The following is a 20,959-nucleotide window of genomic DNA, read 5'->3' as shown; positions in this document are numbered from 1 at the left end:
CTCGACGTGTTCGACCCGGCAGACAAGCTCTGGTACGAGTACTACTTCACCGTCTCGGACGGAACCAACACGGTCAAAACAGAAATTCGGCGCGTTAACGTCGAAGGTGCCGACAGTGCACCGGCAGAATCGAGCTGGGCCGCCTCCGCCTACCGGGGTGGCGTCGAAGTCGTCAAGGCTGCCGAGGCTGACCAGCAGATTCTCGACGGAACCGCGTTTCATGACAGGAACAGGAACTCGACCCAGGATTCCGGTGAGCCGGGCCTGCCCGGGGTGACGGTCTCCAACGGCCGTGAAGTCGTTACCACCGACGGGCAGGGCCGTTATAAGCTGCCGGCATTCGATAATATGACCGTTTTCGTTACGCAGCCGCGTGGCTACCAGGTGCCGGTGGACGAGGACAACGTCGCACAGTTCTTCTACAACCACCTGCCCGCAGGCTCCCCTGCTCTGAAATACGGCGGCATCGCGCCGACCGGAGCACTGCCTGACAAGGTGAACTTCCCCTTAGCCAAGAGTGGTCTCACCCAGTCTCCGGAACAGCACTGCGTACTCGGCGCCGACGTTCAAACATATGACCAGGAAGAAGTCAGATTCGCGCGTAACGGTGTCTTCGCCGACCTCGCCGGCCGCACCGACTACGCGGGTTGCGGCGCCCTGTTCCTCGGCGACATCGTGGGCAATGACCTATCCCTCTACTCGCAGACCCGCAATCTGACTTCCATGCTCAACGGCCCGGCCCGCTTCCTGCCCGGCAACCACGACCTCGACTTCGACGCTCTTGACGGTGAGCACGAGTTCGACACCTTCCGCGCCCAGTTCGGCCCGGCGTACTACTCCTACGACACCGGCAAAGCCCACGTCGTCGCACTGAGCAACATCGTGTATCCCGGCCCGTCGGGCAACAAGTACGGCTCTGGCCTCAATGATCGGCAGCTGGAGTGGCTCCGCGCGGACATCGCGGCTGTGCCCGAGGATCGGGTCATCGTCCTGGGCGCCCACAGCCCCCTGCTCGAGTTCTTCTACAGCGACACTCACTCCACCGAGCCGCTGAAGGAGATTTACGAGATCCTCGAAGGCCGCGAGGTGATCTCCCTGGCCGGGCACACCCATATGTCGGAGAACCTGCGCGAGGGCGATCTGATGGCTGGCTGGACGGACACACTCGGCCAGGATGGCCTGCCGTTCACCCACCTGACGGTCCCGGCAGTATCTAGCCAGTGGTACGAGGGACGCATCGTTAAGGAGGGTTACCCCACCTCAGTGCAGCGTGACGGGACCCCTCCCGGCGTGCTGACCTTGGATATCAAGAACACGGAAATCCGCGAGCGTTTCACAGCCACCGGTGACGACGGTTCCGACCAGATGGCCCTGGGCATCAACTCCCCTACCCACCGGACCTGGTACGACACGTACAAGGACCGGCGCGGCTCGGCTCCGGCACCGCAGAACCCGAACGCCGTGACCCAGAGCGAACTCGGTGAGACCTGGCTGACCCCCAACTTTTGGACGGGTGCCACCGGCTCCGCCGTGCAGGTGTCCATCGACGGCGGCGAGACCGTCGAGGCTACGCGCACCCAGTCGGTGACCGCCGACGACGTGCCTCTGATTGGTGCGGAGTACACCGATCCGACCGCCGCCATCGAGCAACTGGTGCACGGCGGTGGTCTTCACGACCGCACCTCCCACCTGTGGCACCTGAAGCTGCCGGCCGACCTCGCCGTCGGCCAGCACACCGCCACCGTCACCGCCACCGACGTCCACGGCCAGGAATTCACCGAGACGATTACCTTCGCGGTCGGCAAGTAACCTCTATTCCTGACACCAGCCGCACGCGCGGCAGCGCATAGAGGGTGCCGGACGCCCCCAAATGCCCAGGATGCCTGTCAGCAAAAATGCTCACGACATCCTGGGCTAAAGGCACGTCCCTGCACTCTGCTTTAGGGCTTACCAGCGAGGGACGCGCATTTGTTGCTGGACCGGGAGCGCGCTCGGACACCCCCGCACGGGAAATTGGGGCTAGTGTTTGGCGTCGCACAGGCCCAAAGTATGTCTACCCGTTCCTCGCGAGTGCGATAAAGCAGGAGGGGAGGGGCGGTGCCCGCCGGCGGACCTTGACCTCGCGGCAAACGCGGCTTGAAGGCCACCCTCGAACAGCATCGTGAACGTCATCCTGGCCACGATACTGAGGGTCAATCTGGTTCCCGCCCTGGGGTTCTAACCATCTGCGGTTCTGCGCAGGCCGGGCTCCGCAGCCGAACCTCGGGTGCTGCAGACAGGAGGGGCAGCCCAGAAGCATTACCCCAGGATGGGACAGCGCCCATCCTGCCGGTACAGGCCATGACCGACAACCTATCCCAGGCCGTCCTCGCCCCTTCCTCATGACCGCCAGGTACGGCATTCTTGTCTCGTGCCGCGTGTCACTTGCACCCTTATGATTGCCTCCGGCAAGCTGATAAGAGCGCGCTGATGCACTGATTGGGTGCCTGTCAACGCAACGGATGGTCCGTAGGCCGGGGGGCCGGACCTCTTAGGGGCGGTATTGCCGAACGGCGACCGCCTAAGACTGGGAGGGGAACGTCATGGCCGGCATGTTCGAATTATTCCTGGACGCACCGTCGCGCTTCAGGGTCCGCCCGAAGGACCGAGACGGGAGGGTTCTGGCAGTATCCCGTTCTTTCGATGACAAGCGGGCGGGTGTCGCCGGGATCTCAGCGTTGCGTGAATGCACGGGACTGGGGCACATCACCGACCTCTGCCCCGGCGCTCGGCCCGGTCCGCCCGTCACGTCGGCCGTAGCGGGATGCTTCCAGCGGGGAGGCCCTGATGTCATCCGTTGAGCTTCAGTCCTTTGCTTCTGCCTTCCAGCTCGGGCTCGGCCACCTTGGGGTCGTCCTGGTACAGGGAACAGCCGTGACCCTCGTGGTTCCCTCCCGCGTCAACGAGGACCGCATATTCACATTCAGTGATTCCCTCGAGGAGATCCGCGCGCTCATCGAAGTCGATGTCGCCCTGTGGCATACGAAGTGGCCCCAAATGTCCAGGGAAGAAGCCGCAATAGCGCTCCTGGCAAAGCAGGTGGAACAAGCCATCGGAAAGACCGCCGAGACGGAGGGAAGGCTCCGGATCACTCCCACCACCGTCAGGGTCGAGTATTGAGACCCATGTAGACGCCCGCCGCATGAAGAGGCATTTCCTCACTTTCGATCCGAAAATTCCTCAACTGCCTCGCGGCCTAGAAAGGGTTCACCCGGTATCAAGGACCTGTTGCCTTTTGGTCTGGGGCTGGCGGTCTGGTCGCTGACGCGGTAACTGAGAGGTCGTCTTAACCCCCGGCGCGGCGGCCGTCAGGCTTCGTGGGCAGGAGCGGCATGCACAGGCTAGCCGGGGTGTTGGCCCTGTTTCCTGTCCGGTCCCTCGTCCCTGCGTCGCAGTACGCGGCGGATTAGATCACCGGCAGCCCACAGCGCTGCCAAAGGCGAAAGGACCACGGCGGCGTAGACAACGTACAGCCAGCTCACTGTGTCCAGAATTGGCCGCCTTCTACTCAGCAGCGACAAACCGCCCAGCATCCCCGCTGTCCAGAAGAGAACAACCCCGGCGAGTACGGCTGCCGCCGGAAAGAACTCGTTTCGCACGATTCCCATCAGGGATTTCACTCCATGCACCTTCTTCCCGGGCCGGAAGGGACTACTTTGAGTATGCGGTGCCCGGCCTTGTCGGGGTCAGAGGCAGCAACCGGCACGTCTTTCCGGCCCGCCCACACGGACCTTGTCGCCGCTGGGTGCCCAGGACAAGGAAAACGCAGGCCCAGGATAAGCGATTGGCCGGGATCGGCCCGGTGCAGACCCGGAAGGTGGCGATAAAATCGGTCTTAGGCCGGGATGGAAACGCAATCGGTCCGGCCTCTGATCCTCACCCCGCCCCTGATGGCGATTACCGACCCATCCGGTGGCAATCTGGCAGCACCGCTGGCGTTTCTGTCCGACCACTCCTCGCGGTGGACTTTCCGTGCCCTTTGGTGTGCCCACAACTGCATCTTTCCAAGTGAGCCGTGCCGGCCGCGCCCTTCCGGAAGAGGGGCTCCGATCTCATCCATGCGGACGGCATGTGCACCGGGGGCTGCGCCCCATTAGGAGCCAGCACGCGGGTAATGCGGTTGTCCTGCGGGTGAGCGTCCGGTCCCGAGGACCGAAGTCAAAGTCGACGGTTCCGCACACCTTGGTGCGGCCTGGCTTTGCCGCGCCCAAAAGCCAGTGCCTGGCGGGCGGCAGCCACCACCAGTGAGAAGAAAAACCATGCATAACGCCCAACGGCGCACCCGCGCCACTCTGACCGCGGGAGCAATCTCTGCGGCCCTGCTTTCCACCCTTTTCAGCGGCCCAGCCGCGCAGCCAGCCACCCCATCCCAAATCCCGGCACCGACCCAAGTCCAGGCTCCGCTAAGGGCCCCGACATCCGGCGTGTACGTTGTCAGAAGAGGTGACACCCTCAGCGGAATCGCCGCCCGCCACGGCGTCAGCTTGAGGACCATCCTCGCCATCAACCGAATGAACATGCGCACAATCATCTATCCGGGCCAGAGGATCCGGATCCGTATCGGCACCGCGGCTCGCTCCTCAGTTCACATCGTGAGACGCGGAGACACCCTCAGCGGAATCGCGGCGCGCTATGGGATCAGCCTCAGGACAATCCTTGCCGTCAACCGGATGAACATGCGCACCGTCATCTATCCGGGCCAGCGGATCATCATCAGCCGATCGGGCCGGGCATGGGCCCCGGCAACCAATCCGAGTGTTGCGCAGCTGAAGTCCATGGTTGCAAACACGGCCCGCCGGATGGGTGTCAGGCCGTCCCTGGCCCTGGCCATCGCCCTGCAGGAATCCAGCTTCCGGCAGAACGTCACCTCCTGGGCAGGGGCAATAGGCACCATGCAGGTCATGCCAGGCTCGGGTGTCTGGGCGTCCCAGCTCGTCGGCCGGCCCCTGAACCTGCGCAACGCCCAGGACAACATCACCGCCGGGGTCGCCATCATCCGGGTATTGATATGGACCAGCCCGAACCTGCGGATCGCAATCGCTTCCTACTACCAAGGACAGCGCTCCGTCATGACCCGCGGGATGTACCGGGACACCCGCGCCTACGTCGCCTCCGTGCTAAACCACGAGAGGAGATTCCGCTAATCGGATAACCGCAACCCGGACACCCGCCGGCAACGTCCAGGCGGTCGCTGCAAACACCGCCGGCGCCCACGTGATCATCACAAAAATCACCGACGGCCGGCCGGTGTTCGCAGAGTGTCGCGCGGGTTATGACGCCACTCGAAACCTCAAGGGCAAGGGGCCCTCCGGTACCCGCTCCTGCGCCAAGCCATGCTGGAGTTTAGACCTCCCCTGCCGGCCCGCCAGTTATCCCCGTTCAGCAGTAGCCGAGGGAGTAGATGCCCATCCCGTACCAGATGCAGGCTTGAGGGGCCTTCCAACATCTGGAAAGGCTCCTCATGCCTGAACACATTTGCACCAACGCCGGTGTAGCTGTGATGGAGCGGTGAACCTTCTCCGCGCTTTGCCCCTGCCTGTCTAAAGATGCCGTAGCGGCCGGCTCTGAAATTGCGGACTCGGGAAGCGGGCCGGTGAGCTAGCGTTCGCTGGAGTGCCGGTTATAGATGACGCGGCAGTCGTTTCCACCTCCGTAGTACTTGCAGTAGTAAAGCGCCCACTGGCCTGCGTTGGTTGCCGTGGTGGACGCGTACGAACCCCAAGGGCCGTACGGCTTCGAAACTGCTACGGCAAGGTACGCGTTGCGGGCATAACCGGCGGAAATGCAGGTGTAGTTGCCCTCGGAGTGGTGGCGGTTGCATTGGTCCAGGGCGGTGTTGCGTGCGCTCTGCCAAGAGGACGACCAGGCTGACCATCCCTTGAAGTTCTTAGGGTAGAAAGCGAAGGAGACATAACGGTCCGCTGTGATGTTCTCGGCCTGGATGACGGGCTGGCTGGGTCCTGCCGTGGGGGAGGCCGCGGCCGTCAGACCGCTGCTGGTGAACAGAAAGGCCATGAGAAGGATCGCGATGGCCAGTGGACGACGACGTCCGGAACTTGTTTTCATGTTGACTCCTTGTTCCCCTGCGCCTAGTGGCGGGGATCTCGTGAAGGTGTGGGTAGGTGAAGGGGGCCAACGTCTAGTGGCCAAGGAACGGCCAACGTCGGCCGGGCCCTCCCATTCAGGGATCGGTAACTTTTTTGAGAACATTTCAATGCGACTGGACCTGACTACGGTCCAGAAGGGCATGACGGACGCTGCTCTGGTCTGCCGCCCGGCGTCTTCACGGCCGACGTTTCCCTCAGGGGTCCGCGGTCATGCCCGTCCACATGGGATGCGGTAGGAGGGTCACCGGTCCGTGCTTGCAGCTACGCAGCAGCCGGCTGCATCATTGCTGCCCGCAGTCGGGCATTTTCTTTTTCGAAACCACCTCTTGATGTGAAACCGGAGGAAAACTGACGTGCCGCTTTTATTTGCCGTCTTCCTCAAAACACGGCAAAACAAACCACGTCCTGGTGCATGTTCACAGGAGCGATGTTTTGAAGCGGCACCAGCGCCGCCAATGTGATTACAGGGAGTAGGATTCCCGTGTAATCTCGGTGTTGGCTTGCCATGAATGTGACCCTTGTGGCACAGGATGGAAAGCACGCTGAACCCGCTGATTCTGGGGGTTCTGATGCGTATCATGCACCCATTACGGCCCAGAAATCAAGGCCTATTTAGTAGGTTTCCGCGCGTTCAACGAGTCCTGCAACCCATTGTGTTTAGCCGCATTACAGCAGGTTCTCGTCCCTCGACATTTTGATGGCGCTGAAGCCGGGGGTGATGCAGTGCTGCGCTGTCAGCGAGTGAAGAGTTCAGTCAAGCGAGTCGGCTGCAGCCAGCCCGCTGTCGTCAGTCGAAGACGGATCGAATAGGACACTTTCCCTGCCCCCACTGCTTTACCGAATCACGCCTATCTGCGTCAACAACGGGAGTGGCAGTAGCCACAAGAAGGTCCCGCACGTGACTGGGAGCACTGGTGCCATCCAGCGGGGCGGCTCAGCCCGTGGGTCACGGCTGTCCCATTGACCATCCTCTTGCGGATCAACTCAATTGCTAGGGGACGCAGGTTCAGTCCGCACCTAAAAATGGGCGACGTGACGGTTCTTGCCGTTCCTATCCCAGCAGAAGACCTTCCGTCCTGCGTCAAAATTCGGGGGCTGCCTTGGGACCGAGGAGCGGTCGTGTCGCGCGTGGCATGGCACTTGGGCGGCTATTCATCCGGAGCGGCAGCGGATACGTAGACGGGCGCTAGAAGGTCAGGCGTCGTGCCTGTGCCTGCAGCTTGTCACACTGTTAGCTTCAAGCAATAACTCAAGTTGTCCATGCAACAGCTTTTTGGGTTCCAAGGGGGGAAAACATGCAAGTCAACGGTTCAGCACGAGTCAGCGTCACGGCTAAGCTCATTTTGAAAGAGCCGTTGAGCTCAATAGAGACTAAATATGTTGTAGCCGAATATCTTATTTCAACGAGCTAATCTGCGTCCATGTGTCATGGGAAAGAGGCCCACGACAGGTACGGGGAAACGCAGGGTGCAGCCCCGCTGAATGCAGCGCCCCTCTGTCGGTGCAGAGCATTCGTATCCAGTGCAAATGGCAGTGCGGTGGTGATCTTCACGAGCAACTCGAGCCCAAGAGTGTGCAGGGCGGGGTCCGGCCCTCCAGGAAGGGCCGAGCCAGCACCATCCAAGTCACTGACCAAGCCAGATCAAGGTCGCCTGGTCCAGCCAAGGCGTGGCCACTCCCCGGCCTCAGCTTGACGAAATCTCTATTATCGGCGTTCGGTTGGCGCTGTCATTAGACGCGAAAATCGCTCATCTGATTGCACGTCTGCGAGGTTGAGCAGGCCGATAACTCCGAAGGGTGGCCGGCTGGCTCGAGTCGAGGCTTCCCTCGGCCTGCGAAGACGTCAAGCTAGTTTGACGTGATGAATGGTGATGACATGTCGGTGGAAGCACTCAGCAGTGGCGACCGTCCACGAGTTGCTCAAAGTGTGGGAAGACTTCAACAGCGGCGACACCTGGCGCGAAGTCTCTGCCACCGGCAGCGACCAGGCGGGGGAGGCCGCAGCACAGTTCCTTGCAGGAATAAGGGAAGTCGCAGCGCTGGAGGCGCTGCGCGCGAACGTGAACGCCGTCGAGCTGCTCACGGCCCGGCGCTGGTACGTCATCAAGTCCGCCCGTGAGGCCGGCGCGACGTGGGCCCGGGTCGGCGAAGCGCTGGGATTACGAAACAAGCCGCCCATGACTTCTACCGCCGCAAGATCGAGGAGCAGGAGAAGCACCTGCCGACCTCCACGACGCGGCAGCGGCGCGCGCAGTGCTAGAAGACTAGCCAGGCCTCCCGTACAGCGTCGCCTGCCGGGAAATGACTCGTCCGGCCCACTCCCCCGCTTTACGGAATCACGGTTTTCGCCGTTACACACGCGCTCGGAGCAGAGGCGCCAGGCGTGCGATGCTCACTTTCACCCTTGACGTTTGGCGGTGGACCCCGTCCGCTGTCCGTTGGGGTTAAGAACACCACGCAATTGATTCGCGATCATCGCATGAGGCTGAGTCTTTCCCTCATGGCTCTAAATCCCATCGTAGGCTCATCCGGAGACGCGGATGATTTTCGTGCCATCTATTTGCCAGCATTCTCGCCTATTGAAGAGGGCCGTGGAAGCCACGCGCCATTTCAGAAAATGTGCAACCAGAAGGCCATGCCGCACCTAACGCACGGTGCCGGCGGCGGTTTGACAGGACCACCGCGGAAACCGTCGGCTGCCTCCGGCCAGAAGTACTTGCCCGCGTGGCCGCAACGCAAACGCCGCGGGGAAATCAACCCAGCTGCATTTGCGTGCTTAACAGCCCTGTCGTATGACGGTCACGTCTGAGTCTGTAATGCGCAGCATCGTGGAAGTCACGTTGTTTTCCCGGGAAGATTCCGTCAGAAGGTGATTGGGGTCGGCCTCAGCCTGGACACAGTAATTGCCCGGCAGTTCGAGACCTTCGAGCTCGATGTACTGGCCTTCAAGATACCAGTCGTATACATCCACCCACCCTTCGGAGATCCCTTGTCTGACCGTCAGGGCAGTGTCCTTCTCCTCGCTCCCGCAGTCGAAGTTTGTGTCGTCATAACGACGCGGCTTGCCTTGGAGGTTGGCGTCATCCCGCAAACAAAAACCTTCTTTGCGGGACCCTATCCAGTTAGAGCCGTTTTCATGCCGTAATTGGTATCGCTCAAAATCCTGAATATGAAAGTGGTCGTGGCCGTCGACGGTTTCGTAACGCATGATGGCTTTTGTCTTGACCGTTCGGGAACTGCCATTGGATTTGAGGATCTTTTGCGCAACACGCAGGTCGAGGTCCAAGACGCTAGTTCGGGATCCGGTCACGTCGAACGGACCATTGCCGCCGTTGAGTAGGTTTGTTGTGAACCGTAAAACTTTCCGATCCCCCTCATATGCGATGTGAAACCCCTCCAATGGCAACATCACGAAATCCGGGAGCAGGTCGCCGTTAGGCGAAGAGGACCCTTGTTGTGCGGAAGCTGAGTTCGGGGCAGTGGTACCGGGCGAACCTGTGGCTATATCCGGGCCGCTGGGGGCGGTGCACGAACAAATTGCTACCATGATTACGGCCGCGAGTAAGCTGGGCGAGTGCTTGGAATATGACATTCCTACCTCCAATTGAGAGCTATGGTTCGAACTCCCCAGCCAGATATCGACAGCTTACGCCGCCAGGTTGCGGAAACCCGGCAAACCCTATGACGCTGAACCAATCCCCACCCCCAACCGTTGCGTTGCCTATGATCTGCTGCACGTAGGCTCCGTGGCTTGGCCGTAGGCCAGCGGGTGTGGCCATCAACGGCACATGGATGTCGTCAAGGCTCACGTTTCTGCCCGAGAAGCCGTGGTTTGCCCGGGCCCTGCACCGGTCGGCCCGCTAGCCTTCGCCCTCGGGAACGCGGGCCGAGTTGTTTGACATCATTGTGAAGCATGTTCCCTGGGGCGGTGCTTTCCTAGCGACGGTCGGTGGCCCCGAAAAGCCCGGATCCTGGCCCGGTCACCGGGTCCAGATCCCAAAGCCGCGGCATGCCTGCACGACCAAAATCTGAGAGACCGTCCGGATGCTGGTGCCGCGCAGCGCCGTCCGTTCCGGCTTCGAACGTTCCTTATTCTTTTGCTTGGGCGGGCGACCCGTATATGACGGCGAGGTTGGTGAAGTCGATGGCGTCGGGAACGGGGTTTGTCTGGTCATTGGTGCTTGCGTTCATAACGGAGTCCCGGTTTGTGCGATGCACGAGTCCTAACGCGTGGCCCATCTCATGGACGACGGTGGCCAGGGCCCCGTTGTCGCTGGACCGGTCCAGCGGCCTGGTGTAAAGGGTCATGGTCCCACCGGACCGGTCGCTGCCTCTGTCCCTTCCGCGGAATTCCCCATCGGTTCCCCGGTCGTTTGCGGAGACCCTTTCTTGAACGGCGACGCAGTTTCCGCCGTCCTTGCACTCCTCAACGGCTAAAGCCTCGATGCATGGGCTGGCTGACCAGATGGACGTCGCATCCTGCACCAGTTTCTGGTATCGGACGGAAAGTCCTGTGGTTTCAAAGTAGACCGTCACTTCGACACCGTCGGCATGCGGCCAGGGCTTCTCCGGCGAGTCTTCGGGATCCGTATCCTGCTGTCCGCCGCCGCGCAGCAACGCGCACTCCTTGGGATGGGCTACGGCGCCAGGACCGCCAGGAACCTGCGACGCCGAGCACGCCGAAGCTACCAGGGCAAGAGTGAGCGCGAGAACGCTGAGGGTCTGGGTGTGTTTCATGACCGACTCCAATCACAAGAGGCAAGGGCTGACTGATTCACCCCTGACTACGAGCTATGGAACGATGCCCTCGCGTCGAGTGCGTTCCATTGCATTCATGCAGTAGCTCATTGCCGCAAAGATCAATTCTTCTTTCGGGAAGTCGAATCATTTTAGCCCATCGAACATGGCTTGGACAGGTTATGCGCTGGGTTCCATTTGTTTCCATTAGCAGCCGTTGCATTCATTCATTTCGGCCAAACCGAATACCGCCACACTTGAAGAGGTGCCAAGTATTGGTACCTCGCTAATGCAGGTAGCCCAGTGGTCGGTCACACGGAAAGGCAAGTACTGGCTACGCATATACCGACGTGCGTATTGTCGTCGCAGAGGTGGGTCAAACGAACTAAGCGCAGATCCGCAGTTTGGATTGGCGAGCTTTGCGCTATGCACGAATGAGTACGGGGACGCGCCGGTAGTGCCTTATTCATCGTAAGCAGGTGTCGAGACTCCCGATCCAGTGGCACTTTTCCGGGAAAGTCAGTTGTAACCGAAAGGGAACCCGTGGCCCGCGATGAAGCAGGAAGGAACCCGCGTAATGGATATCTTTGAAACTGAGGAGTCCGGGGTTCGTCGTTGCTGCCGTCCGAATTCTGTTTCTGATACTGCCGCCCGCAGCACGCCTTGCCGTGAGGACGGCCTGGAGTATTCGAATGTCAATCCCCGCGCCGGGACGCTGAATTTCGGACACCATAACCCGGAGGCGCGGCAACCTTTACCGTCTTCACGTCCCTTGCCAACGCCGGCATTGACCTCCGCATCGGCAAATCCGGGACCACCCTTGGGGCCATCACACCACCGGACGTCGTCAAAGTCTGCAGCATCGTCGATCCCCGCGGCCTCCTTGCTCCAGGAACAAGAGGAAGCATCGCTATTCGCAGAACAACGGCATCCGGCCCGGCCTCTCGCGCAGGCTCAGCAGCTGCTTGCTAATCACTTCGAAGGAAAGAACGGGCGCCATGAGAAGATGAGGATCCCAATCGACACGATTCGCCCTGCAGAGCTGCGCGGGGAACTGTCCATGGGCGCCGGCTCGGTCCCGGGAGCGGTTCTGACCTCGGCCGCTGCGGATCAGAGCGCCCGATGGCGCCCGGGGGAGCGGCTCCATCAACTGTTCGAGGATCGCTGCGACCGGCTCCGGAACCAGGGGCTCGGCCACCATCTGGCGGTGGATACGGTGGACACTGCCTGGAGCTACATGGAGCTGGATCGGCGGGCGAACCAGCTCGCCCGCCACCTGCTGACCTGCGGCGTCCGGCCGGGAGACCGGATTGCCCTGCTCTTCGATTAGCCCTCCTGCGCCTACGTCGCGATGCTGGCCGTAATGAAGATCCATGCAGCCTACGTGCCGCTGGACCCCGGGTTTCTCGCTGACCGCCTGCAGTACATCATTGAAGATGCCGACGTGACGGTGATCCTCTCGCTCTCTCCCTTGAAAGGACTTCTGCCGGAAGTGGCCGCCCTGACGGTGTGTCTTGATCCTTGCAGGCTGCTGACCTTCAGACCTGCTCTGCGCGCCACTACGACCTTGAGGGCGCCTTGGGCAGTTCACGGAGGTCATCAGCGGTGGCGACGCGGAGTTCCTCGAGCGGCTCAAAGCGGAAGGGGAGGACAGCCCGGCGGACGTATTCATGACTGTAGACGCCGGCAACCTGTGGAACGCCGCCCGCCAGGACGAGCTTGCAGCCATCAACTCCCCAGTGCTTAAAGAAGCGGTGCCCAAGGACCGCCGGGACCCTCAGGGCCGCTGGCAACCGAATGTAGGAATGCCCGGAGTTAGGGCATCGAAGAGTCAACTCCGGCTTCCACGAGCCTGAGCGTGAAGTACGCGAGGAACACGGCTGAACAAGGCAATCCGCCAAGCCGCATCACCGATGACCGGTGCCGCGGGCAGGCCCTTCTCGGCCCCACCAAGGCGGTGGTGGGAGGCACAGATGGGTCCTAATACCTCGAAGTGCTGGGGTTAAACTGTGAATTCGCTGGGTCTGGCCTTTAAATAAGCGTGGGTGCATCATTAACGTCCCAACCGAAGCCTTCAATGATGAACGGTGGCAGTCATGGATGAACACCAAAGGTGGAGACCCTCAATTATCTCGGTGATCGTATCCGCACTTGCTCTCGCCGCCCTGGTGGCCTTGGCCTGGTACACCACGACAGCCCTCGGCCCGATGCTGAATGAGTTCTGGAACAGATACTTTTAGGCCACCAACGCAGCCCGATATGGCCTGGCGGTGATCTCTCACCGTCCGGCCCGTGACGGCACGTTCTAAAGAGGCGGGAAAGGCCTCTTTATGGCCAGCCCAATCGCAAGTGTGCTGCCCGTCAGAAAGCCACATTCCAGCGGTGGGGGCGAGCCTGTACCAGCGATGGAAAGCAGACGGGTTCCTATCCAGCCGCTAACTCCGATCTCGAGATCAGTCAGCGCGGGGCGGGGAGCCATTCCCGGACGACGCCGCCATAGTTGCCTGGTCCGGGTTTCTCAAGAATTCTGCTCCGGACACCCAGGACTCCTGTCCATGCTTTGTGAACCAGGTCGTAGTTGTCGACGCTCTTGTCCGCTTCTCCCGGCTCCCGGTAGCTCATCCACTGGTCTCCGCCAGCGTGAAACAGATTGATCAGGTAGCGGGTTCCGTCCCGTACCTGCAGGTCGTTTTCCTCGGTGCAACCGTACTGACGCAACGTGTCCACGAACTCCGCCACGAGGTCCAGCTCACCCATTTCCAGGACCGCATAAAAGTTTTCGCGGTGGAAATTGTAAAGCACCGGCGAGTCCTCCACGTAGATCGGAAAGCGGTGATTTCCGGTGGGAAGATACGCGATGTGCGTTGCCAGGTAGGCTGTTTCAATAAAGGCGGAATTCTCGCCCCTGTCCGGGTATTCGCGCGCTCCGGGCAGCCGGTACGTGGTGAGGAAGCGCCACAGGGACTCGGGGAACTGCCGTACTTCGTCCGCCACGTCGAGGCCGGGCACGGTCTGGGCTTCCGTAAATAGCAGGCTCCAAATCACCATGTCGAAGACCACATCATCGGTGGTGGCCTTGGTCCCGGCCAAAATGGGCTGGTAATCAATCTTCATCACGGCTCTGACCGAGCCGCACGCCCTGTAGGACGCATTGGCCAGCGCCAACATCTTGCCGATCCGTTCGTCATTTGACTCGTAGTTGTTGTGCGCATAGATAGCGAGCGGCATGACTTGCGCGTATTCGTCGCACCTGGTGGTCCGGGCATCACGCCCCAGGTAGGGCCTAATCAGCACGGACAGGTTCTTACGCGCGCCGTCACGAGCGGCGGTATCCAGAGAGGACGAGTTCGCCCCGGAGTACGTCACTTCAATGAGAGAAGCGACCGAATCCTCCCATATATCCTCAACAGCCCCCGGACGTTGGGCGTAGAGGCGGACCATTTCGTCAACGCCGGTCCGGATCGCGAATCTAGCCTCTTCGGCTTCGCTCGCCGACCATGCCGTAGCGGGCAGGCGCTTTTGCGCCGCTCCAGTCGGACGCCAACCTTCAGGCATCTCGTCTGCACGGATGATGCACGGCGGTACTGCGGCAGGAGGCGAGGAGCAGGATGTAGCCAGCACCAGCAAGATTGCTAGGCACATTCTCTTCATGACAGCGCCTCCCCTTTATACAAGGATGCTTTGACAGCAGGACGTCGCTGGAAAGTATAGGACTCGAAGCCCAATCTCCCCCAGTATGTAGCGGGAGTAGCCGTGCTTGGCCGCTGCCGGGGTCCGGCTAGAGCACACCCCAACCTGACGCCCCAGGCCTTGTGCCCCTTGACGTTCGTCTAGGAAGGCGCCAGCCCGACGGGCTGGTTCTGGACCGGGGTCTTCACGGACAAGGCGTCCGGAGGGATACTAACACACCGCAACTGACCGAATTGCTTCGGTTCGCCCACGACGGCGATACCGTCGTGGTGCACAGCATGGACCGGCTCGCGCGGAACCTCGATGACCTGCGCGCCCTCGTCCCAGGCTTCACCCGCAAGGGCGTGCGGGTGGAGTTCGTCAAGGAGCACCTGCTCTTTACTGGCGAGGACTCCCCTATGGCGAACCTCATGCTGTCGGTCATGGGGGCTTTCGCTGAGTTCGAACGGGCCCTCATTAGGGAGCGGCAGCGCGAAGGCATCGCCCTGGCCAAGCAGCGCGGCGCCTACAAAGGGCGGAAGAAGACTCTCACGCCGGAACGGGCAGCCGAGTTGACGCAGCGGGCTGCCGGCGGCGTTCCGAAATCCGTCCTGGCCCGCGATTACGGCATCAGCCGGGAAACGGTGTACCAGTACCTGCGGCTAGCCACCCGTCCGTAGAAGCCATCCCTAACGGCCGGGGATCACAATCACTTGGGACAAGCAGGTTGACGGAATCATGAGCCTCCGGGCTACTCTTCGCCGCTGTCAGGTTCGGCCCATTCGAGGGCCGCAACGAGGTGTCCCTCGGTGGGCAGGGCCTGCTGTTCCGCCGCAGGCAGCTTGTCGTACGTGTAGGCGGCGACCGCCACGGGTGAGGTTGACCGACCCAGACTGTAGCGGACACTGCGGTCGTTCTTGGTCCCGCAGATCAGGATGCCGACCGTTTCGTTGTGGTACTCCCGCCGGCGCACGTCATCGACCAGGGCAACATAGAAGTTGAGCTTCCCGGCGTATTCGGGCTTGAATTTGCCCGTCTTTAGTTCGATGACCACGTACCGGAGTTGTTCGATGTGGAAGAACAGCAGGTCGACGTAGTAGTCATCACCATCGACGTCGAAGGGTACCTGGCGGCCCACGAAGGAAAAACCGGGGCCCAGCTCCCGGAGCGTTTCGGCGATGCGGCTCGTCAGCGCGTTCTCCAGGTCGCGTTCGGCGACCTCACCGGACAGGCCGAGGAACTCGAAGTTGTAGGGGTCCTTCGCCATTTGCTGGGCAAGTTCAGACTCCGGTGCTGCGAGCTGGCGGGTGAAAATGGATGGCGCCGTTCCGGTGCGTTCCATCGAATGATTCATCATCATGTTCAGCAGCACGTTCCGGGACCAGCCGTGCTGGACGGCCGCGGCCGCATGCCAGTCCCGTTCCTCGCCGGTGGCGGCCTTGTCCAGAATCGTGCGAATGTGGCCCCACGGCAAATGTGCCACAAGCTGTGGCACATTTTCGGTCGCCCCCCAGGCCCGAACCATTGCGGTCATGTACTGCAGATTCCGGTACGACACACCCTTCATATCGGGGAAGGACACGGCAAGATCGGCGGCAAGCCTCCTGATGACTCCTGTTCCACAGCCCTGGCTCGCCTGACGGGCGATAATGTCCTTGCCCAAGGACCAGTACAACTCGATAACCAAGGTGTTGACGGTCCGCTGCGCCTGGACTCGCGCGCCGGCGATCCGGGTCTTCAGTGTTTCCAGCAGTTCCGAAGTCCGCCGGCAGTTCGATTTCTGAAGACACCAATGCCCAACCCTATCTACCGACGAATGTGCCACAGGCTGTGGCACATTCGTGTCCATCCAATATCGACCGCGCCATCAAGGTTGACGAAAGGTTCATTATCAGCATTCCAAGAGAGCTCTCATCTAACGCAAGTAGCGTGCATCTGTTCCCGATTCCTGCGGTCGCCCTCGTGGCCACACCTAGGCCGTCCCGGGGTGCACGGCCCCGATTTGGGAAAGTAAGGCTACTGTCTATATGTTTGGTTTAGCGCTTTCGCGGTGCACCCAATACGCGGAAGTCGGACCACCGAGAAGAACCCGTGCAACTGACTCGTGCCGCGGGGTTCTTCTCTGCCATCGGCCACTCGCACCTCGGACGTGCTGTACGGGCTACCCTCGCGATACGGGACTCTTTGGTCGTCAGCGGTGGTTTGTTGACTCGGCATTATTCTTGGAGATCATTGACGTGCTGCACGGGCCCCGCGGCACCGACTCTTGGTAACGAGGCGCCGGCAGGAGCTACAGGATTACCATGACCGTGTGCGATGACGGCCGTCGTTGAGCCGCCGCAGCGGTCATGATCCGCAAGTCCTAGGTACGGGGTGTAGAGGCAGGTCCGAAAAAGCGGAGCTCAGACCCTACCGAGGTGGCGGAGCGGGCTTTTTTCTAGGATGAAGTCGCGGTCCTCCTGTGACAGCGGCACGCCGCCGTGCCGGTCGCGGTCCACCGGTCCGCCGATCTCCCTGCAAATGATGGCGGCCATCGTGCGCGGCAGGATCGCATATCCTGGGCGGCGCCGACCCCCCGGGCCGGGGAAAGTTCCTGATCAAGGTCGGCAGCCGGCCCGGCATCCCCGTGCAGATCGGGTTGACCTCCATCGAGAAGAATGACGGCCTGAACGACACCGACACACGCTGGCACGCACCGGTCGAAACTCTCCTGGACCCGGCAGCATCTGCGCTGCCGACAGAAGGAGGCACGCTATGAGCGCTCCGAACCGTAAAGGCATGGGCCTCGGCGATGCCCTTCTGGTCTGGTTGGCCATCGGCTTCATCGTCGTCTTTGGCGGCGGGACCTACGCGGCCGCCCACTTGGGCTCCTGGATGGCCGCCTCGACGCGCCCCCGGCCCATCCGATCGACCTGATCGCCGGGCTTATCAAGGGACGGGTGCCCTGGGCTGCCGAGGCAACGGTCGCCGCAGCCCTCATGGCAGGCCTCACTGTGGTCCTGGCCATCGTCGTGCTCGTGGCCTGGAAGAAAGGCGAGTCCAAGCGTGCCCGGGTGGATAAGGCTGCCCGTTATCTGGGCCGTGGGAAGTCGCTGGCCGCTTTCTCCGAGAAGGGCGCAGCGGCCACCGCGGAGCGGCTGGGCGTGACGGGCACTCCCGGGATCGTCGTTGGCTCCGTGGTCGCCACGGGCCAGAAGTTCGTTCAGTCCTGGGAGGACCTCAGCCTCGATATCTGGGGACCCCGCACGGGTAAATCGACCTCCCGGGTGATGCCCGCCGTCCTGGACGCACCAGGGGCTGTGGTATCGACGTCGAATAAACGCGACGTGGTGGACGGCACCCGCGGTGCCCGCGAGGCCACGGCCCCGGTGTGGGTGTTCGATCCGCAGAAGATCGCCCAGGAGGAACCGGACTGGTGGTGGAACCCGCTCTCCTATGTCACCGACGAAGAGAAGGCCTACAAGCTCACCCAGCATTTCTCGGCCGGGTCGCGGGTCCCCGGGTCCAAACCGGACGCCGACTTCGACCCGAAGGCCGAGGACATTCTCTCCTCGTACTTCCTCGCCGCAGCGCTGGCCGGCCTGCCCATCACGCAGGTCTACCTGTGGGTGACCGAGCAGGTGAACCGCGAACCGATCAACATCCTCAAGACACATGACTACGAGCTGCAGTACAAGGGCCTGGAATCCACGCTGGAGCTGGCCGATAAACAGCGTGACGGTATCTTCGGCACCGCCGAGAAGATGATCCAGTGCCTCAAGAGCCGCAACACGCTGCGCTGGGTCGCCCCCGCCGGCGGCAGAACGGTGGCCACCGATACCCGGCGGCAGTTCAACCCGCACGCGTTCGCCGCCTCGCAGGAGACGATCTACATCCTCTCCAAGGAAGGGGCCGGTTCCGCCGCGCCGCTCACCACGGCACTGACAGTGGCGATCGCTGAGGCCATGGAAGAACGGGCAGAGCGCAGCGGCGGCTGCCTGCCCAAACCTGCGCTGTTCGCCCTGGACGAGTTGGCCAACGTCGTCCGCTGGGCCGGCCTGCCGGACCAGTTCAGCCACTATGGCTCCAAGGGCCTGATCGTCATGGGCATCCTGCAGTCCTGGTCCCAGGGCGTCGAGCTGTGGGGTGAGGCGAACATGCGGAAGATCTGGTCGGCCGCGAACGTCAAGGTCTACGGCGGCGGCGTGGCCGAAGAAGGCTTCCTCCGGGCACTGTCGGACCTGATCGGGGACTACAGCTACGTCAATGTCTCTGTCTCCTCCGGGAAATCCGGGTCCAGCCGCTCCCGACAGGAGGCCAAGGAACGCATCTTCGACGTCTCCAACCTCGCCGAACTGGACCGCGGCCGCGCCGTCGTCCTCGCCTCGGGTGCACCGGCCACGCTGGTCCGGACAATGCCCTGGTACACCGGCCCGCACAAAGACGCCGTGGAGGCATTCATGAGGCAGTACAGCCCGCAACCGGAAGAAGCACCAGTTCCCGTCTCCGCCGCGGCCGCTAATCCCTGGGTCACAGGCTAAGGAAGCGAGTCACCCATGGCAGATGATTTCGGATTGTTCGACACAGATACTCCCGCACCGGACCCCGGCAAGGGCGACAGCGGGGGCAAGGAGAAGGCGCCGGAGCTCGTGTACGGTTCGGCCGAAGAATTCCTGCACGAGCAGCTCCTGCCCACCTATCTCCGCAGCGTCACCGGGAAATCAGCAAAGTGGTGCATCGAGTGGTACTTCCACCCCGAAGCCGTCTCACGCGTCGCTGCTTTGTGGCGCGCCTGGGAACACCTGCGCCTCGACCCGGCCACCGGCATGAGTGTCTGGTGGCAGGACCATGCAGACCACCACATGCGCGTCCTCCTCGACCCACAAGGCCCCTTCTACAACTGCGACATGCAAAAGCACCGCGACCCAGACCATCTGGAGCCGAAGAAGGCCCCGGAAGGTTGGTTCCCCGATGTCCGGAATCAACACGCATAAACGAATAAGGAGGAGAGCCTGCCGAGCGTCCGGCGGCTTGAAGCTGTCCATAGTTGGGGTCAATCCGGGTTATCCACGGCTGGAAATCGGGAGCCATCGGGAAGCTCCCTCAGCAGCAGGAGCGGTGGATAACCCATCAGGACTGTCTCCGGCTGTTGGCAGCGAACTAATTGTCCAGACGCTCGTTGGACAATTACGCAACAGGCTGTTGCGCAACCGGAACTCTTGACTCCGGCCCGTTGCCTCGAAACGCTAAGGGTTCAAGACGAGAGGCTTCGAGATAGAAGAAGGAGCTTCCGTGTTCGGTTGGACCTGTGGGCCCGCCGAATCCGACGGAAGGCCGGCGACGCGCCGGAGAGCGCCCGTTCAGGGCACTCAGGTCGCAGGCCCGCTTCGTACCAGACCTTTCCGCCCGGAAGTCGCTGTCACCGGCGGCCTGAGCTGCAGGGCCTCAACAGCATTACCGCCCTACTGATAGTTGACCCCTCTGGAATCGGTGCTACAGCGGTGCTTTGTACCTGTCTTTCCGTTCGGGCGGCTACGCAGCTCCCCGGACCGGACATCTCCGGTCATACTTTCCGCAAGTGAGGAAAGGAAGTCGAAGCGAAGCGTCTACCTGGCCTTGTTGCTTCCAGCTCCCGCCGAGCGGTAGTGCCGCCCCTCTAGCGGGACGGCCAATGGGCGTTCTGCCCTTCCTGCTTCATAGACCGATGCGCTGGCATTGAAGACCCAGGCAAGCAGTTGGCCTGTCCCCGCCAGAGCGAGCAGCACGCAAAGAGCAGCGAAATAGAGCAAGAACATCAGCGCCGCTACCGTGAACGTACCCAGAAACGCCACGAGAAGACCTACCGTCCGGGGATCATCCATCGCACTTCGAACCCAACTGCCCGGTCCCTACCCGCCGGGCGGATGCTGCTGCGTGGTCGCCAGGACGGCGAGGTCGTGGATGAGTCGCTGCACTTCTCGTTCACGGCCCTGGGACGAAAAGAGGACAGCCGCCGGGGGTCCGGCGGCAGGACCAGAGACAGGGGCTGGCTTTGGGACAGGCGTCGTCGAAGCCGGTTTCTCAACGTCAAACGGATCAATGAATATAACCGGTTCCATCACAACGTCCCCCAGTGTTCGTGGTCTGCTCTGTCTACCACGAACTGATTCCCCTATCGCCCGACCACTCCGGAAAACATCAAGTTCGTCCATCTCCGCGCCTCGGCGACCTCACCAGTGGAATCACGACCCGAAGAACGAAGACGTCTCATACCCCTAGCGTTTCGAGGCACAGAGGTTTCGAAACGTTGAGTCGAGTTGGGAGAGGGAGTCGGTTACCAGTTGACGGACGCGGTCAGGACCTCGAGCCGCACTTCGATCTGGAGGGAAAGGGCGGAAACTGGGAATCTGTTTGTACGGTCGGGGCAGTCAGCTGTTGCTTTGGGTGCC

The 20,959-nt window shown here is 61.7% G+C and carries 13 protein-coding genes and 3 pseudogenes; 9 read left to right on the top strand and 7 right to left on the bottom strand.

All coding sequences use genetic code 11. The annotated features are described in order from the left end of the window. Nucleotides 1–6 precede the first annotated feature (6 nt). The gene (locus AC5RWD_RS14780) at nt 7–1,809 is read left to right on the top strand and encodes a calcineurin-like phosphoesterase C-terminal domain-containing protein (protein WP_494020723.1); all 1,803 of its coding nucleotides are present in this window, start codon (nt 7–9) and stop codon (nt 1,807–1,809) included. Between the two features lie 1,017 nt (nt 1,810–2,826). Further along, the gene (locus tag AC5RWD_RS14775; protein WP_494020722.1) at nt 2,827–3,159 is read left to right on the top strand and encodes a hypothetical protein; all 333 of its coding nucleotides are present in this window, start codon (nt 2,827–2,829) and stop codon (nt 3,157–3,159) included. Between the two features lie 221 nt (nt 3,160–3,380). Here AC5RWD_RS14775 and AC5RWD_RS14770 read toward each other — a convergent pair whose 3' ends face one another. Beyond that, nucleotides 3,381–3,647 carry a hypothetical protein gene (locus AC5RWD_RS14770; RefSeq protein WP_494020721.1) on the bottom strand — a complete coding sequence of 89 codons (267 nt, stop codon included), beginning with the start codon at nt 3,645–3,647 and terminating at the stop codon, nt 3,381–3,383. 816 nt (nt 3,648–4,463) lie between these two features. Here AC5RWD_RS14770 and AC5RWD_RS14765 point away from each other — a divergent pair. Beyond that, nucleotides 4,464–5,183: a lytic transglycosylase gene (locus AC5RWD_RS14765; protein WP_494020720.1), complete on the top strand. Its 720-nt coding sequence runs from the start codon at nt 4,464–4,466 to the stop codon at nt 5,181–5,183. Nucleotides 5,184–5,637: 454 nt separating this feature from the next. On the opposite strand, the gene AC5RWD_RS14760 is transcribed toward AC5RWD_RS14765, so the two are convergent. From AC5RWD_RS14760 to AC5RWD_RS14750, 3 genes are all read right to left on the bottom strand, one after another. Continuing rightward, entirely contained in the window at nt 5,638–6,105 is a 468-nt protein-coding gene (locus AC5RWD_RS14760; protein WP_494020719.1) for a DUF4189 domain-containing protein, read from the bottom strand. Between the two features lie 2,817 nt (nt 6,106–8,922). Beyond that, nucleotides 8,923–9,432 (bottom strand): lysyl oxidase family protein, encoded by a 510-nt coding sequence (locus tag AC5RWD_RS14755; protein ID WP_494020718.1) that lies wholly within the window; start codon nt 9,430–9,432, stop codon nt 8,923–8,925. Nucleotides 9,433–10,235: 803 nt separating this feature from the next. Further along, entirely contained in the window at nt 10,236–10,883 is a 648-nt protein-coding gene (locus AC5RWD_RS14750) for a matrixin family metalloprotease (RefSeq protein WP_494020717.1), read from the bottom strand. A 1,006-nt stretch (nt 10,884–11,889) separates the two neighbouring features. On the opposite strand from AC5RWD_RS14750, the gene AC5RWD_RS14745 reads away from it, so the two are divergent. Together AC5RWD_RS14745 and AC5RWD_RS14740 are read left to right on the top strand one after the other, a co-directional pair. Further along, the gene (locus AC5RWD_RS14745) at nt 11,890–12,213 is read left to right on the top strand and encodes an AMP-binding protein (RefSeq protein ID WP_494020716.1); all 324 of its coding nucleotides are present in this window, start codon (nt 11,890–11,892) and stop codon (nt 12,211–12,213) included. A gap of 21 nt (nt 12,214–12,234) precedes the next feature. Then, nucleotides 12,235–12,333 (top strand): annotated as a pseudogene (locus AC5RWD_RS14740) (hypothetical protein); the annotation flags it as partial. 109 nt (nt 12,334–12,442) lie between these two features. Here AC5RWD_RS14740 and AC5RWD_RS14735 read toward each other — a convergent pair. Both AC5RWD_RS14735 and AC5RWD_RS14730 read right to left on the bottom strand, forming a co-directional pair. After that, on the bottom strand, nt 12,443–12,676 hold the full coding sequence (locus tag AC5RWD_RS14735) for a hypothetical protein (RefSeq protein WP_494020805.1): 234 nt from the start codon (nt 12,674–12,676) through the stop codon (nt 12,443–12,445). 664 nt (nt 12,677–13,340) lie between these two features. After that, nucleotides 13,341–14,504 (bottom strand): hypothetical protein, encoded by a 1,164-nt coding sequence (locus AC5RWD_RS14730; protein WP_494020715.1) that lies wholly within the window; start codon nt 14,502–14,504, stop codon nt 13,341–13,343. 191 nt (nt 14,505–14,695) lie between these two features. Between AC5RWD_RS14730 and AC5RWD_RS14725 the strand changes: the two genes are divergently transcribed. Further along, nucleotides 14,696–15,232: a recombinase family protein gene (locus AC5RWD_RS14725; protein WP_494020714.1), complete on the top strand. Its 537-nt coding sequence runs from the start codon at nt 14,696–14,698 to the stop codon at nt 15,230–15,232. 71 nt (nt 15,233–15,303) lie between these two features. Here the strand turns inward: AC5RWD_RS14725 and AC5RWD_RS14720 are convergent, their stop codons facing one another. Continuing rightward, entirely contained in the window at nt 15,304–16,239 is a 936-nt protein-coding gene (locus AC5RWD_RS14720; RefSeq protein ID WP_494020713.1) for a PDDEXK nuclease domain-containing protein, read from the bottom strand. Between the two features lie 882 nt (nt 16,240–17,121). Between AC5RWD_RS14720 and AC5RWD_RS14715 the strand changes: the two are divergent. From AC5RWD_RS14715 to AC5RWD_RS14705, 3 genes and pseudogenes are all read left to right on the top strand, one after another. Further along, nucleotides 17,122–17,310 (top strand): annotated as a pseudogene (locus AC5RWD_RS14715) (ATP/GTP-binding protein); the annotation flags it as partial. Further along, nucleotides 17,307–19,072 (top strand): annotated as a pseudogene (locus AC5RWD_RS14710) (type IV secretory system conjugative DNA transfer family protein). The pseudogenes AC5RWD_RS14715 and AC5RWD_RS14710, both read left to right, overlap by 4 nt. Before the next feature lie 15 nt (nt 19,073–19,087). Continuing rightward, complete coding sequence (locus tag AC5RWD_RS14705; RefSeq protein ID WP_494020712.1) at nt 19,088–19,525, top strand: DUF4913 domain-containing protein; 438 nt, start codon at nt 19,088–19,090, stop codon at nt 19,523–19,525. Nucleotides 19,526–20,959 lie beyond the last annotated feature (1,434 nt).

This window comes from Arthrobacter sp. CMU6 (assembly GCF_059090205.1).
This window is presented reverse-complemented; position numbering and strand designations above follow the sequence as displayed.